The organism is Paenibacillus sp. Y660, assembly GCF_057221575.1.
This window is the reverse complement of the sequence record NZ_JBXBBJ010000014.1, coordinates 50,028-65,641: the sequence shown is the minus strand read 5'-3', so window position 1 is coordinate 65,641 and position 15,614 is coordinate 50,028. Positions and strand designations below refer to the sequence as shown.

The 15,614-nt window shown below is 43.2% G+C and carries 12 protein-coding genes; 2 read left to right on the top strand and 10 right to left on the bottom strand.

The features are described 5' to 3' along the window. Positions 1 to 140: 140 nt before the first annotated feature. The 8 genes from AC2TDN_RS16550 to AC2TDN_RS16515 all read right to left on the bottom strand — a co-directional run bounded on the left by AC2TDN_RS16550 (position 141) and on the right by AC2TDN_RS16515 (position 10,261). The gene (locus AC2TDN_RS16550; RefSeq protein ID WP_484689022.1) at positions 141 to 1,613 is read right to left on the bottom strand and encodes a response regulator; all 1,473 of its coding nucleotides are present in this window, start codon (positions 1,611 to 1,613) and stop codon (positions 141 to 143) included. Beyond that, a complete protein-coding gene (locus AC2TDN_RS16545; RefSeq protein WP_484689149.1) occupies positions 1,591 to 3,276 on the bottom strand; it encodes a cache domain-containing sensor histidine kinase in 1,686 nt (561 codons plus the stop codon). Before AC2TDN_RS16545 ends, AC2TDN_RS16550 begins: the two co-directional genes overlap by 23 nt. Positions 3,277 to 3,544: 268 nt before the next feature. After that, complete coding sequence (locus AC2TDN_RS16540) at positions 3,545 to 4,378, bottom strand: carbohydrate ABC transporter permease (protein ID WP_482068342.1); 834 nt, start codon at positions 4,376 to 4,378, stop codon at positions 3,545 to 3,547. A gap of 19 nt (positions 4,379 to 4,397) precedes the next feature. Continuing rightward, positions 4,398 to 5,288: a carbohydrate ABC transporter permease gene (locus tag AC2TDN_RS16535; protein WP_484689019.1), complete on the bottom strand. Its 891-nt coding sequence runs from the start codon at positions 5,286 to 5,288 to the stop codon at positions 4,398 to 4,400. A 97-nt stretch (positions 5,289 to 5,385) separates the two neighbouring features. Continuing rightward, positions 5,386 to 6,765 (bottom strand): ABC transporter substrate-binding protein, encoded by a 1,380-nt coding sequence (locus tag AC2TDN_RS16530; RefSeq protein ID WP_484689147.1) that lies wholly within the window; start codon positions 6,763 to 6,765, stop codon positions 5,386 to 5,388. 279 nt (positions 6,766 to 7,044) lie between these two features. Then, positions 7,045 to 7,854, bottom strand: coding sequence for a carbohydrate ABC transporter permease (locus tag AC2TDN_RS16525; protein ID WP_482068345.1), 810 nt, complete (start codon positions 7,852 to 7,854; stop codon positions 7,045 to 7,047). Beyond that, positions 7,851 to 8,804: a carbohydrate ABC transporter permease gene (locus AC2TDN_RS16520; RefSeq protein WP_482068346.1), complete on the bottom strand. Its 954-nt coding sequence runs from the start codon at positions 8,802 to 8,804 to the stop codon at positions 7,851 to 7,853. The genes AC2TDN_RS16525 and AC2TDN_RS16520 overlap by 4 nt, the downstream gene beginning before the upstream one ends. A gap of 143 nt (positions 8,805 to 8,947) precedes the next feature. Further along, positions 8,948 to 10,261, bottom strand: coding sequence for an ABC transporter substrate-binding protein (locus tag AC2TDN_RS16515; protein WP_484689017.1), 1,314 nt, complete (start codon positions 10,259 to 10,261; stop codon positions 8,948 to 8,950). A gap of 215 nt (positions 10,262 to 10,476) precedes the next feature. On the opposite strand from AC2TDN_RS16515, the gene AC2TDN_RS16510 reads away from it, so the two are divergent. After that, positions 10,477 to 12,219, top strand: a complete 1,743-nt coding sequence (locus AC2TDN_RS16510) for a cache domain-containing sensor histidine kinase (RefSeq protein ID WP_484689015.1) — start codon at positions 10,477 to 10,479, stop codon at positions 12,217 to 12,219. Beyond that, positions 12,216 to 13,709 (top strand): response regulator transcription factor, encoded by a 1,494-nt coding sequence (locus tag AC2TDN_RS16505; protein WP_484689013.1) that lies wholly within the window; start codon positions 12,216 to 12,218, stop codon positions 13,707 to 13,709. Before AC2TDN_RS16510 ends, AC2TDN_RS16505 begins: the two co-directional genes overlap by 4 nt. Positions 13,710 to 13,796: 87 nt before the next feature. On the opposite strand, the gene AC2TDN_RS16500 is transcribed toward AC2TDN_RS16505, so the two are convergent. Both AC2TDN_RS16500 and AC2TDN_RS16495 read right to left on the bottom strand, forming a co-directional pair. Then, positions 13,797 to 14,672 (bottom strand): carbohydrate ABC transporter permease, encoded by an 876-nt coding sequence (locus tag AC2TDN_RS16500; RefSeq protein ID WP_484689011.1) that lies wholly within the window; start codon positions 14,670 to 14,672, stop codon positions 13,797 to 13,799. A gap of 21 nt (positions 14,673 to 14,693) precedes the next feature. Next, positions 14,694 to 15,497 carry a carbohydrate ABC transporter permease gene (locus AC2TDN_RS16495; protein WP_484689007.1) on the bottom strand — a complete coding sequence of 268 codons (804 nt, stop codon included), beginning with the start codon at positions 15,495 to 15,497 and terminating at the stop codon, positions 14,694 to 14,696. Between the last annotated feature and the right edge of the window lie 117 nt (positions 15,498 to 15,614).

Below are 15,614 nucleotides of genomic sequence, written 5' to 3'. Positions count from 1 at the left end.
AGCTCATTTCTACAGATTTGGAGTGTTTTAGCATTAACTAAGATCGAATTGTCTCATGCTTCAACTAAAAAAAGGCCTGCCGGAAAACCGGCCGCCTCGTATGATTTCCTATAAATTAACCATCCACTTGCATTGCTGTCTTAAAGATTTGGATTTTTTGCAAAATCAGAGGGATAGATTCCTACTTCCTTTAGAAATAACTTGGAAAAATACCGCGTGCTGAAATAGCCTACTCGAGCTGCTACCTCTTTGACTGGCATTTTAGGATTATCGTAAAGCAATCTTTTGGCATGCGCGATACGCACCTCCGTTAAGAAATCGATAAATTTCATGCCCTTCTTCTGATGAAAGATCCGACTCACATAATTGGCAGTCACTTTCAGGTGATCAGCGATTTCCGATATGCTAATTTCATTCATATAGTTTGCGGCAATATAATCGACGATTTGTTCGATTAATTCAAAGGAATCCGCTCTCGTATTTTTGATTTTCCCCCCATAAAGCTCCAGCGTTCTAAGCATGGTGTCTAGTCCTTGATCTGCTTCGAACAGACAGCCGATGGAACAATAAATAAAATCAGCAATCTTGGTCTTAATATCCAGCCTGTCCAAAGAAGTGTTTTCTGCAAATATTTTGCGAATTTCCTTCATATGATCGGAGTAAGAAAGCAAGTGCTCGTCTTTAAAGCTATCACATAGATCTATAACCCTTTTGCAAAGCTTGTCCTTTACAGGATCCTCGGCTATTTGCTCCAAATCGTTCCAGCAAAGCTTATTTTGAAAGCCAGAAAGTACCCTCAAATGCTTATTTGCTTGCAGATGATCGGATTGCTTGTACAATTCTGCTAAATCCTCCGTTGGCTGAAAGGTCAGCATTGTGATATGGAATTGCGGGTCGTTAAGCTCGTCAAGCTTGCGCAAAACCTCATCTGAAATTTGCTCGGCCAATATCCGTAAGCTTGGATCATAGCTGTATATACAGGCTACATCGCCGTTTGACATCGTAATCATCGCAGTATGGATGGCATGCGGCATCAGCTCGTTATTCAGCCTGGACACCTGGCCAAAAAAATCCGTCAGCACCTCCACCTGCCTTGGTTCACTCCAAGAGCTGTCCTTAATAAGCAAGAAACCTCCGAATTCCCTCCCTTCGAAAGTTTGCTCCAGCTCCCTATCGTAATGATGAATAAAATAATTGGCAATTAAATCCCGCTTAAAGCTTTTATTGGCGGCTTCCATCTCGGCTATAAGCTTCTGCCTGATTTCCATCAGCAGCTCATTTAACCTTTGCGGCTCAATAGGCTTAAGTAAATAAGCATATGCACCAAGCTTGATGGCTTCCTGTGCATATTCAAAATAGGAGAATCCCGTTAAAATAATCCAGTGCGTCGAAGGGGATAGCATCTTCCCCTGATTAATGGCTGAGAGTCCATCAAGCTCAGGCATTTTGATATCAACAAAAGCAATATTCGGTTTATGGAGCGCTGTCAATTCCAGCATCTCATTCCCGTCCTTCGCTTCTCCCACTATAGCAATTCTTGAATCGATCTCCTCCAAAGTGCTCCGGAGAACAACCCTGACCATTCTTTCATCATCCGCTATCAGTACTTTCATATGGATCAACCTCTTTGTAATTGATTTCAATCGTGCACAGCGTTCCTTCGTTTCGTTTACTAACAATTGAAAAATGATAATCTTCAAAAGCGATCGAGAGCCTCTCCTTAATATTGCTTGTTCCAATGTTTGGCTTTACCTTGTCAAAATTATGTTTATCAAAGCCAGCTCCATCATCCTCTACAGTCAAAGTTAAATAAGGAATGTTCTCTTTGTACTCAATTTTAGCTAAAATGTCAATCATGCACGGTCGACTTATAGGCTCAAGACCGTGAATCACCGCGTTCTCTACAAGCGGCTGCAAGAGCAGCTTCGGGATGCGGCAGGCTGCAGTTTCCTCATCGTAAAAGATATGAAACGCCATCCGATCCTCAAACCGATATTTTTGAAGGTTGCAATAGTTGGATATGAACTGCATTTCCTTATCAACAGTGGACCAATTATCATGCTCTAGCGTGTATCTCAGCATCGAGGTAAGACTCAAGATCGAATTTTCCAAGCCTATGCGGTCACCCACCCGGTTCAAGCCCATTAAACCCGTCAGTGTATTATAAAGGAAATGAGGTTGAATTTGCATTTGCAGCGCATGATATTCGGCGTTTCGCTGACCAAGCACCGCCTTGTATTCCCGATCGATCAAGTCTCTTAATGTAAACACCATATGATTCAAAGCGGCGCCAACTTGCGCGATCTCATCCTTGCCAGCAATGCTAAGATGGGCGCCTAGGTCTCCTTTTTCCACCTTTCTAATCGTAACAATAATGCTCTTCAAGGAATTCATCATCCGCTTGGAAGAAGCAAAATATAGCGCAAATGCCGTCAACACACACAAGGCGCTGAACAAGACCGAAACATGGTACAACCGCTTCGACGATAGCTGCATTTCCGTATAGGAGGAGAGAACCACCATCTTCCAGCCTATCCCTGAAATGAGCTGACTGCTCTTGATGTACGTATCATTCCCATTCTTAATTGTCGACTTATTTGCCGTAAGCTGCTCGATGATATTCTCATCCATTGTCTTATTCGCGTAAAGAACTCGATTGTTACGGTCCAGTACGGTTACAATTGCGCGATCGCTAAAATTAATGTTATTCACTATATTTTCAAGCGCCGAGCTTTTGGCATCTGCCATCACGACAGCAAGTATTTTCGACGAATTCGGGTCTTTTACCGCTTTAGCAATCGAGAATGCTTCGGCAGGCATTGATGTTCTGCTGTAATAATCGGTTTCGTGCATATCAATAAGTACCGTTTTGCCTCCGGCTTTGATGGCTTCGTTGTACCATTCTTTCTCGCGATAAGGGTAATTGTCCAGCAGTGTCGTCTTCGAGTCGTATTTATTCGTCGAGAACGTAATTCCGTTGCTGGCAATAATGACGCTTCCTAAAATGTTGTCGTTCGTATATTGCAAGTACGAAGGCAGCAGCTGAAACAACGCCTTATTCGCATTAAATTTGGTCAGCTCATCAAGCAAGTCATAATCTGCTTTTCCAAATAGCTGAAGTGCTTGCATGATGCTTTCATTCATATAGAGGCTGGTCATTAAATTTTCCAGCTCTTCTATGTTTGCCTCTACGTTGTTTGCCATGGCTTGGATCGTATTGGTCGTCAACCGGTCCGTTTCCTTTGCCATTATAACTTGATAATAGTTCGTACTCACAATGGACAAGATCAACGATGGCACCAATATGCATAGTAAAAAAGAAGCCAACAACTTAAACCTTAACGAATGCCATATCTTCATCTGTTCACACCCTTCCCTTGAAAGGATAGCTTTCCCTAAATATGCCCATAATCATCAAAAAAGATTTGCAGCATTAACAGCCCTCAGCTTAGGAACATGCCTCTTTCCGGACTCCCCAAACAAAAAAAACATGCCCCAGCAGGCATGTTTAATTAATATGAGGTTGTTCAAACCGCTTATTTCATTACCCTTTCGTCCCGCCTTGAAGTCCAAACCCTTTGGACATAAACTGCTGGGAGAGGATATACAGCACGACCGAAGGAATTGCATACAGCACGGAGAATGCTGCTAATTTGCCATATTCCACCATTCCGTATTGACCAAAAAACTGATAAAGCTTCAATGAAGCCGGGAAATTCTCAGGTGTCTGCAATAAAATATACGGAACAAAGAAATTGCCCCAGCTTCCGGAAAATGTGAAAATCGCTACCGTGCAAATGCCCGGAACCATTAATGGCGCAACAACCTTTCGAATGCCAACGAAGACAGACGCCCCATCGACCCATGCGGCTTCTTCCAAGTCATTTGGCACCGAATCCATGAAGTTTTTCAACATCCAAATGCCATATGGCATCGATGATGCGACATAAAATAAAATGACACCAAAAATATTGTCATACAATTTTAGGCTTAAAAACAGTTGATAAACCGGTACCATAACCGCTGTAATTGGCAAAGAAGTCATAAATAAAATCGTCAGCATAAAAGATTTCTTATATTTCATTTGATATCGAGACAAAGGATAGGCTGCGAGCAAGGCTAATATGACGACGAGTATAGCTTGGCCAACTGACATGATAAGGCCAATGACAAATGCACGCTGGTTGACGCGATTGGTGATCACATCCACATAGTTGCCACCCGTTATTTGATTCGGTAATTTAAGCGATTGCATCGCGTTCGGATCAATGGAGGCCACGAACACCCATAGAAGTGGAAGCAAGAAACAAATTCCGATCAAAGTAAGAATCGTATACGGCAGGACTCGATAAATCAGTTTACGATGTTTCGCATTCATACGAAGTCTCCTTGTACATTTACTCTTTCATCGAGCGGATGTAGAACAAGCTAAGAATAATACCAATTAACAGCAGCAATAAGGATATTGCGGTGCCATAGCCAAGTTGATAATTAACGAAGGCTTGATTATACATAAAGATAGGCAATGTAGTGGTTGAAGTTCCTGGTCCTCCGCCAGTCATCGCATAGATAAGTCCAAACACCCCAAGCGTCTGGAGCGTTACGAGCATCATATTCGTTGTAATCGTATCTTTAATATAAGGAATCGTAATTTTCGTTAAAATCTGCCAGCCTGATGCCCCGTCTACAACTGCCGCTTCTTCTATCTCCGTTGGCACATCATCCAGCGCTGCTTGAAACACAAGCATAGAGAAAGCCGTGCCGTGCCAAATGTTCGCAAGGATGATGGTGACCATAGGAACGGTATACAGCCAAAGGACTTCAGGAAGTCCAAAGGATGTAATAATGGCATTGAGTGTACCTTCATCTCCGAAAAAACTGTAAAGGCATAATGCGCATACAATTTCAGGTGTTACCCAGCCAGCCAGCACAATCGTACCAACGACGCGCCTAAACATCTTATTTTTATGCTTCATTAGAAGTGCAATCAGGAATCCCAGCACTTGCTGGCCGATAACTGCAGAGCCTATTAAGAAAATGAGCGTATTCCATATGCTTACTCTAACTGTCGGGTCTTCAAACATGCGAGTATAGTTGTCGATCCCGACAAATTTCAGCTCCTTGGCCGCTTCTCCGGTCAATGCCAAATTCGTAAAGGAATAAAAGAAGGTCAACAAAATCGGATAAATAAAAAAGACGAGCATGATCGCTATGGATGGAAGCAAAAAATAGAGCCAAGCATATGATTTTCTTTTCTTATAGAGAACATTTCCCGTCAAACTGCTCATGCATCGTTCTCCTCCCGCATGCTGAAAATCAAAAAAAAGCGGCTGCTCAAGCAAATCCGCTTGCAAGAATCTGCTTGAGCAAGCAAGCTTTTCTCTCTTATTTTTCCGTTACATTGTCTTTGCCAGCAATCCTCGTTACATCCTGCGCGTACTTTTTCAGCGCTTCCGCAGGCGACGTACCTGTAGTCACTGATTCAACCATCGTTTGGATTTGAGTGGACACTTCAGGATATTTATCCTGCGCTGGCCTGAACTCCGCATTTTGCAAATACTCCGTCGCGATTTCATTAAACGGCATTTTTGTATATTCAGGATCCTTAGCCACATCAGCCCGAACCGTAATGTTGCCTGCAGCAATGACAAGCTTTTGGGTGTTTTCTTTGTTTAATGCATATTTGATGAAGTCCCATGCTTCATCTTTATTTTTCGCATTGCTAGGGATGGATAACGCCCAACCGCCAGCCAGTGTAATCGATCCTGGTGCCTGGCCTTTGCTTGTCGGCATTGGTGCAAAGCCTAGAACATCCTTATATTCCGGCCAAGGCGCAGCGCCGCTTTCAAAGTAGTTGCCTGTGATCCAAGAGCCATCTAATGAAATGGCAAGCTTGCCTTGAGGCAAATATTCACGCGAAGAAGTGTTTCCTGCCTGGCCATTCAATACTTTAGACAGCGGCGGTCCAAGCTTCTCCTTGTTAATCGTCTCAATGAAGCTAAGCGCGTCCAATATGCCCTGACTCTTAATAATCCATTTGTCGGAGTCATTATCGTATAATCTATCACCCGTTCCATAGAGCAGCATTTCATAGGTTTGCATGGATGTTGCTTCTCCTGTAGCCTTGCCAAGGTTCATCCATAATGGAACAATATCCTCGCCAGCTTTTTCTTTGATCGTTCTCGCTGTACTTAGGATGTCATCCCATGATTTCGGCTGCCAATCCTCCGGTAAACCTGCTTTTTTGAAGATTTCCTTGTTATACCAGAGACCTCTTGAATCGGTGTTGTAAGGAACGCCATACACTTTTCCGTCGCTCGCTGTGACTCCCTTTTTCATCGCTTCAATAAAGGAACCATTGGTCCAATCTTCCCAACCTTTCAATCTCTCATCCAATGGCTCCAAAAATCCTGCGCTTGCATCCGAATTCAAAATAAAAGTGTCTTCCGTTACAATATCAGGCGCCGTATCCTTAGATTTCAGTGCCAATGCAATTTTGGCAAAATAGTCTCCTTCGGACGCTTGAATAGGAGTCGGCTTGATTTCTACATTTTTGTTCGGGTAACTGGCTGATATTTCCTTAATCCATTTATAAAGCGTTCCTTGCTCGCCAATTCCATCATCTCTATACGTAATTGTGATCGTTTTCTTTGTCGTCTCGGCATTCCCTTCCTCTGTCTTTGTAATACTGGGTTCATTCGTCGTCGTTCCATTATTGCTCGTACAACCGAATAACAATGAAACACAAATGATCGTTGCTGTCATTAGAACAAATTTTCTTCTGCTCGCTTTCACTCTGTTCCCTCCTTCATTTGGTAGCTGCTTGTCGACCCAACAAGTCATTTTTTTGAATGCGCTTACTGGATGTATTGTTTATGCTTATTTAAATAGCCGGAGTTATATTCGAACTTTTCATTTGCTTCAGGACAATGCGTAATATTTGACCTATCGAGCTGTATTCGCCTAAAAACTTATCCAATAAAACAACAAAAACCACTTCCGGGGAAGTGGTTTTTGTTGTTTTGCTAGATGTATGCCGTAACGCTAACCTTTAATTGCGCCATCTGCCATGCCTTTAATAAAATATTTCTGAAAAAACATATAAATGATGGTCATCGGCATCATCGCGATCATACAACCAGCTGCTACCCAGCTGATATTGTTCTGGAACTGCGAGATGAATGATGACAGCGCAACGGGAATCGTACGGTAATCCGCTTTTTGCAGGAAGAAGATCGAGAACTGGTAATCGTTCCATACCTGCATCCCCAGTATGATGACAACCGTTGCAGTAATCGGTTTCATCAATGGGAAAATAATGCGGTAAAAGATCTCAAAATGATTGCAGCCGTCAATTAATGCGGCTTCATCCAATTCCTTTGGAATGCCACCTACAAATCCTGAATATAAGAATATGGTCATTGGAAGAATAAAGGTGACATGAATCAATATAATCGCCCAATGCGTATTGATGCCATTGACATCGACGACCAGCCTATACAGTGGAACCAGAATCGTAAGCGCCGGTACGACCAAGCAGGACACACAAAGCATATACACAACCTGATTCACTTTAGTCTTGAAGCGCGACAATGGATAGGATGCCATCGACCCGATTAAGATTCCAAGTACAATGGTGCAAACGGTAATAATAATATTATTCATAAGCGCTTTATCTAATCCAGCGTGCTTCCATGCATCAACGAAGTTGCTAAAATTGATGTTGGACGATGGAACCCATTTTGAACTTAAATCCTTCATTGGCTTAAAGGCCATGTTGACCAGTAAGTAGAAAGGAACAATATGAACGATTACGATTAAAAATGCAGCGATGTATTTCGTCACTTTGCTCATGCCTGAACCTCCTTCCTGCGAAGCAGCCACAGTGCCGTCAAGCTAATGACGCAAATCATTAAGAACATGACAATACCTAATGCGGATGCATAGCCTGCGTCCTGTCTTGCAAACATTAAATTGTACATCATCGTTGAAAGTGACATGGAAGCGTAGCCGGGACCACCGTTAGTCATCGCAATGATGACATCAAACAGCTTCAGGCCGCCGATTATATTGACCACGATATTAACCGTAATCGCAGGCATTAGCAATGGAATCGTAATATTTTTAAATCGGGCAAACCAACGAGCACCGTCGATTTCAGCCGCTTCGTAATAATCCTTGGGAATTGACTGTAATCCAGCCAAATAGATAATCATGGCAATACCCATGTATTGATAAGTATTTACGAATGTAATAATCCATACAGCCATCGGCCCATTAGAGAGCCAATCCTTTGGCGCCATTCCGAACAATGCCGTAATATCATTTAAAGCTCCATTGTTATACTGAAAGATGAAATACCAGATGTAACCCATAATAAGCGGGCTAATAATAACCGGAAGATACACAACGGTACGGATTAATGCCTTAGCCCGGATCTTCTGATCAAGAAACAGCGCATAGGCCAGACCAAACAAGTTTTGAAGCAATGTGCTGCCAAGACCGTAAATCAATGTATTTTTGAAAGTCGTTATCACTTTTTGGTCAGATATCATCATTTTGTATTTCTCAAAGCCGACCCAGATCATATTTTGCGAAAATCCGTTCCAGTTATAGAAGGATACTTGAAAGCCTCTGATAAGCGGATAGAAAATAAAGATGGAGAACAAAATCAAAGCGGGTACATACATCAAATTCAATAGGCCTGGAAAACGAAACAGCTTTTCGAAACGACTCGATTTCCGTTTATTTGTATTGTAAATCACTTGATCTGTCGACTTGACGACAATTTTTCCAGCTGGCATCTCCAAACCTCCTTCCTCATGTACGGCTTCTTTTTTTTTTCAAAAATGAGCCGCGGCCGCATGCGTGATTAGCCGCATTCGGCCGCCGCTATCTTCGTATGCCGTTTTCTAAGTTGTTCTTTTGTTATCGCTTGTTATTAAAATTATTTGCTTACTGCTCTCAGACGCTCAAATTCCTGCTGCATGTTTTTAGAGAAGTCTTCCACTTTAATGCCGCCTGCCAACAGATCGGCACCGTTTTTGCACATTACATCCCACATTCCGCTCGGCAGGAATACGCGGTCGAAGTAAGGAATGATGCGTGTATCATTATATTTTTCATAGAAGGCTGTCAGGTCACCTGCATCAACTTCAACACCGCTAAGACCTGGAGGAAGCGCAGACGATTTAGCCATTGCTGCGATATTTTCCGGTTGTGCAAAGAATGCTACGTACTTCTTAGCTGCATCAATATTCGCGGAATCCTTCCAAACGCCGAATGTTGTTTTTTCTCCACCTGCAAATGTTGCAGTATCACCCTCTTTAATAGTAGGAACCGGCATAAATCCGCCTTTGAATTCAGGGTTTAGCTTCTTAGCTTCTTCAATAATGTAAGAACCGTAAAACTCGAATGCTGTTTTGCCTTCAGCAAGCGCCTGAGCATCATCGCTGTATTTCGCTGTAAGAACGTTTGTGTTCAAGTAGCCTTTTGTTTTCAGATCCAAGAACATCTGTGCAAGCTGATCCCATTTCTTCCAATCAAATGTGCCATCTACAAACGATGCAGAATCATTTTCTGTTGGGCTAATGAAGAGTGGTGTAGCAAAGTAGTTGAAAAATTGCCCAAGCGTCCAGCTGTCCGCACCACCGATATGGAAGGGAACAACTTCGCCTTTGCTTTCCGTTTTGATCTTTTCAGCAGCAGCCATTAGCTCGTCATATGTCTTTGGAATTTCAATGCCATACTTCTCAAGTACATCAGCGTTATACGCCATACCGGATTTGTCTTGATCCATCGGCAGCGCATACACTTTACCGCTTGCATCAATTACCGCTGGCTTGATCGCCTCTTGCAAACGGCTTACCCATTCCTCATCCTTCAAGTCAGCCAAGTAATCGCCGTAACGAATTTGTGACCAGCCATGTGTCGAGAAAACATCCGGAAGCTCATTCGAAGCCATTTTCAGCTTCATAATGTTCTCGTATTCACTGCCTGGAGCAGTAAGCTCAACTTTAATATTCGGATTTTCAGTCATAAACTTTTCAGTCAGCTCTTGAATCAATGCCGCTTGCTCGCCTACTACGTTCGTTGATGCTGTAATCGTTACTGGCTTCTCTGTGTTTGTGCTAGAATTGTTCGCATTGCCACCATTAGTAGCGCTTTCATTTTCCTTTGAACCTTGTGAGCTGCAGGCCGACAGCAGGAATACCAGGACCAGCGTCAAAAACATCAATCTTTTCGTGTGCTTCATCGTCATCTCTCTCAATCCCCTCAATGTTTGTTGTCTTGTTGACTACGCTTACATAATAGCATGCAAATGTGACACGTCCATATGCTAAAGTTCTACGAAGTTTGCGCTGATTTCTACACCAAATTTTGAAAACGTCTACAAGTTGGTTGACATTCGTGAATGCGATTTCATATGCTATGCATGAGAGTTGGCAACCAATCACATTAAAGGAGGGGCTGCAGTTGAACGGTGTTCATACGCTGCGCTTTAAATTAACGCTCATCTATTCGCTCAGCATCGTAGCTCCATTTATAGTGCTGGCCTTTGTCCTGCCCTACTATTTCCAAGGCCTGCTAACGAAGGATACGCAGCAGCTTACAGCGAATACGCTGGCGGCTGTAGCAGAGAATATTGAAACCTATTTCGACGATTTGGAGAGGTTAACCGCCTCTCCTTATTTAAACGACAATGTTATTCAGGCGCTAAAAATCAAAGCAGGCAATCAGTATGACACGGCCAATGACTATGTTCGACTGCAAACCGACCGTGCTCTGACGAGTACGCTTTCTACTTTCTTCAGCAACACGAGAGAAGATATTATTAGTACAATTGTCATACCTATTACTGGACAAGCTTACTTGAATTCACGCGATCATACGTTGAAGCTCATACATGATTATCCATTCGAGGGAGAAGACTGGTACAAAAAAGCGGAAGCTGCCAACGGAAAAGCAGCTTTTATCAATTCGCATCATCAAGCCTATTTGAACAGTGATTCGCCAGCCCAAGTGTTTTCTGTCGCGCGGCTCCTCAAAGATCCGGAGTCCGGTCAACCGCTTGGCGTTATAATGTCTGACGCGGCAACAAGCGTGCTTCGCAAAATTACGGCCAACATTCATTTTAATGTCAGCTCCAGCGTTGCCATCCTGGATGAGAACAATCAAATCATTTATGCCAATCAGCCTTTATCAGCCAAAATCGTGCAGCAAATGAAAATGAAGCCGGAATCCATTAAAGACGGACAAGCTGAATATGCAGCCGTTTACAATAAGATCGATTCAGCAGGCTGGAGCATCGTCGCTTTACTCGACAAATCGCAGATCAATGAAAAAACAAGCTGGATTTACGAGACAGGGGTTTTGCTATCCTTCGGCGGCTTGCTCGTAACGTTTCTTCTCTTCTTATACTTGTCGCGATGGATTGTTGAACCGTTCAAACGAATGTACCACGTCATGATGGAAGTCAAGCGAGGCAATATGAAGATGCGCTATGAAAGCAAAGGCAGAGATGAGATTGCGCAATTGGGAGGCGCACTAAACAGCATGATCTCTCAGATCAATGAACTCATCAACTTGCAGTACAAAGCAGTACTCGCGCAAAGAGATGCCGAATACCAAGCTTTGCAGGCGCAGATTCAGCCTCACTTTCTATATAATACGCTCAATGGTTTTATAGCCTTGAACAGAAATGGAGATAACAAGAAACTAGAGAATGCGATTTTTTCCTTAAGCGGCATGCTTCGCTATATATTGCGGGATCATGCATTGTCTACCGTGGAGAGAGAATTTGCGTTCCTATCCCAATATTTAGAGCTGCAGCAATTGCGTTTCGAGGATGATTTAACGATATTCATTCATTATGATCATGAGCTTGCGGGCTTCAAGCTGCCGAAGCTGCTGCTGCAGCCGCTCGTTGAGAATGCTATTATCCACGGCACTGAACCTGACGATAAACCAAATGAGGTACGAATCATTGCCCGCACGGTAGTTGGCAAAGGCGGGCAGCTTCTTGCCATTGAGATTTCCGATAACGGAGTAGGCTTTGAAATAAAACCAAATATCGATAAGGAACATATCGGCATTGCCAATGTAAGAAGCCGGCTGCAGCTTGCCCATCCGGATTCCGAGCTAATTATCAACAGCCGCATCGGCCATGGAACCGTAATCAATATTTACATCCCCATAAAGGAGGACCATTACAAATGAATATTATACTAGCAGATGATGAGAAGCTCGCTAGGCATGTTTTAGTGAGCATGCTTAGTGAAATGGACCTCCCTATTCAAATTAAAGGCGAAGCCAAAAATGGAGAGGAATTGTTAAGACTAATCGAGCAGCATCAGCCCGATCTTGTGTTTGTCGATATCCGTATGCCTAAGCTTAATGGGATCGAATCGATTCGAATCGGAAAAAACCTTTCTCCGCATACGAAATGGATTATTATATCGGGCTTTAATGATTTCGCTTATGCGAGAGAAGCACTGCTGCTTGGCATCACTGATTATTTAGTCAAGCCCGTACCTCACTCTGAATTGGAACAAGCTGTGCGGCTGGTTCTTGCGGAGCGTACTGAAATGATGATGCGGTTGAATCGACAGTTCGAATATGATCTGTTGTCCGTGCTTCACAGCTCGAGCGAGCTGGATCATTCCAATCTGCGACTGCCTGAGCAGATGAAACGCTACCGATATGCCATCACCTTGCTGAAAGCGTCGTTGAATGGTTCACAGGAGGATGCCGGCCCGCAGCTCGCATTTAATCATCATCAGATCATAAAACCGCTGCTTTCTCGCAGCGATATTCGCTGCTGCTTGATTAAAATGCCGCAAGGCTCGACCATCTCCTTCCTAGGATGGGATCCGCAGAGTGAACGGATCGGCGAATCGCCTCTTGCCATATACAACCGCCAGCTGGCGTTTAACTTCAAAGACTCACGCTCGGATTCATTTTCTATCTATGCCCTGCAAGCGCCAATATGCGAGGAAGTAGGTATAATTCCGGAAACAATTGCACTGCTTCACCTTTTTACGCCTCTGCTTTCACTGCTTCCGACTGGACATCTGCATCAGTGTGACGATTTGAAGCAGCTCGACAATCTTGAAGGTCATTTAAAAATCGGCAATTGGCTAACCCGTGTAACCCAGCTTCATTTGCAGAATGATTATTTGAATTATGCAAAGGCGCTTACTGCATTTGAGAAGGACCTGAAAAGCATTGTCCTAAGAAAACCTGCCGATTGGTCCCATGCTGCTGCTTTTTTGAATCGTCAGCTGCCCTGCTCACTCATTGGGGAAAGCTTGGAGGAGTGGGTGCCAAGTCTGCAAGCTTGCGGAATAAACATGCTTCATGTGATGTCTGATGCCAATCGTGAGCAAGGTGATTTGATCGCAAAGGTAATCGCCTATGTCGACCAGCATTATATGAATGACATCGGAATTGCCCAGCTTGCTGAGGAAGTCGGTATGAGCCCGAACTACTTAAGTGCGATTTTCCACAAAAAATACGGAACCACCTTCACCAAATATTTAATTGAAACCCGGATGCTTAAAGCGAAAGAACTGCTATTGTCGCAGCCAAATCTGCAGATTCAGAAAATCGCCGAGCAGGTCGGGTATTACAGCCCGCGCCATTTTACCAAGCTATTCACCCAATATTTTGGCAGTTACCCTTCAGAAATACGTGAGCAGTTCAAATAGTGGGGTAGCCGGTCAGGGTACAATAGACACAAAAACCCCCGCAATGCTTCTTCCATTGCAGGGGGTTTTTGCGTCTCTTATGATCAATCAACCTTTGATAGCACCTTCGGTCAGGCCTTTCTCAATAAATCGCTGAATGAACAAGTATATAATTAATACGGGGATGACCGTAAGGGAAACGGCGCTGGCCATAAGTCCAAAATCGGTTCCGTATTGTGAACTAATCTCATTTAATAGAGCAACGATCGGACGTACATTTTCCTTGTTAACAAAAATTAACGAGGAGAACAAATCGTTATAGGACCATAAAAATACGAAAATACTGGCTGACGCAAATACCGGTCTTGAAACAGGTAAAAATATTTTCGTAAACATGGAAAAACGATTACATCCATCTATAAAAGCCGCTTCCTCTAAATCCTTCGGAATGGTAGCCATGAATCCGGCAATAACTAGCGTAGCAAAGGCTAAATTGCCCGCGGTTTGAGGAAGAATCAGTCCTAAGTAAGTATTAACCAGTTTCCATTTGATAAGTATCTCGTATACCGGTACGATAGTCGCAAACGTAGGAATTAATAGCGTTGCGACAAGCAGGGAGAAAATAACGTTTCTGCCCCGAAAACGGAATCTTGCGATTACATATGCCGCCAAACCGCCAAATACTAATACGAGCAGCACGCCGCTTACGGACATAATCAAGCTGTTCATATAGCTCTGACCCATATTGATTCGATCAAACGCATTTTCATAGTTGATCATAACGGGCTTTGACGCAAAGCCAAACGAGTTGTTCATAACATCTCTGGACACTTTAAACGAATTGTTCACGACCCAGAGCAAAGGATATATGGTCGTTAGAGCCCATAAGCTCAAGCAAAGGTATACAAAAATATCGCTGGCAGCAAAACGTTTTTCCATCGTCGATTTCTTCACTTTGCGAGTCTCCACATTCATTTGTTGCATTTCCGGTCCCCCCTTCCACAGTTAGTAAGTAATTTCTTCTCTTTTGAGCAAACGATTCGTAATCACCGACAGCACTACGCCAAATACAACGATAAAAATCGCCACCGTTGAGCCATAGCCGAAATTCAAATCAATCAGCGCTTTCTTGTACATGTAGGTTCCTAGCACTTCCGTGCCGTTCTGTCCTCTCGCCAAAATCCAAATGAAATCAAATACTTTGAGCGTACCGGTAATCGCAAGTATCAAGACGACTTTAATATCGCTGACAATGAGCGGGATGGTTAAATAAACGGTCTTCTTTATGCCGGAGATTCCTTCCATCTTCGCCGCCTCGTAGAAATCCGAAGGAATCTTGGACATCGCCGTAAGGAACAAGATGAAATAAAAGCCTACGTAATGCCATACTGTTGGAACGGCGATCGCCCGTAGAGCGCCCGTCTCGCTAAGCCACAAGATCTTTTCCAATCCTAGCTTAGCCAAAGCGCTGTTAAGCAGCCCGAACTGGTAGTTGTAAATCAATACGAACATCAAAGAGATCGCTGCGCCGGAAATGACGATTGGGAAAAAAAACACGGTTCGGAAAAATGTTTTCCCCCACTTCAAGCTATCCACCATAACCGCCAATATTAATGCAATGCCTACCTGGAAAATAACAACATAGAGCATAATCTCTAATGTGTTAAGCGTTGCTGCACCTAGCATTTCATCCGAAAAAAGCCGCTTGTAGTTTTCAAATGCAACGAACTTCTTATCAAAAAAACCGTTTGTCCGAAAGAAGCTCAAATATATGCTTTTAAGAAAAGGATAATAAATAAAAATCGACATTAAAACCGCAGCCGGAAACAAAAATAAAAAGATATACTTCCTATCGCCCTTCATACAATCACCTACGGTGTAAGTTTTTTTGATCTTGAAAAGATATCGCCGCCCTTGCAAGTAGAG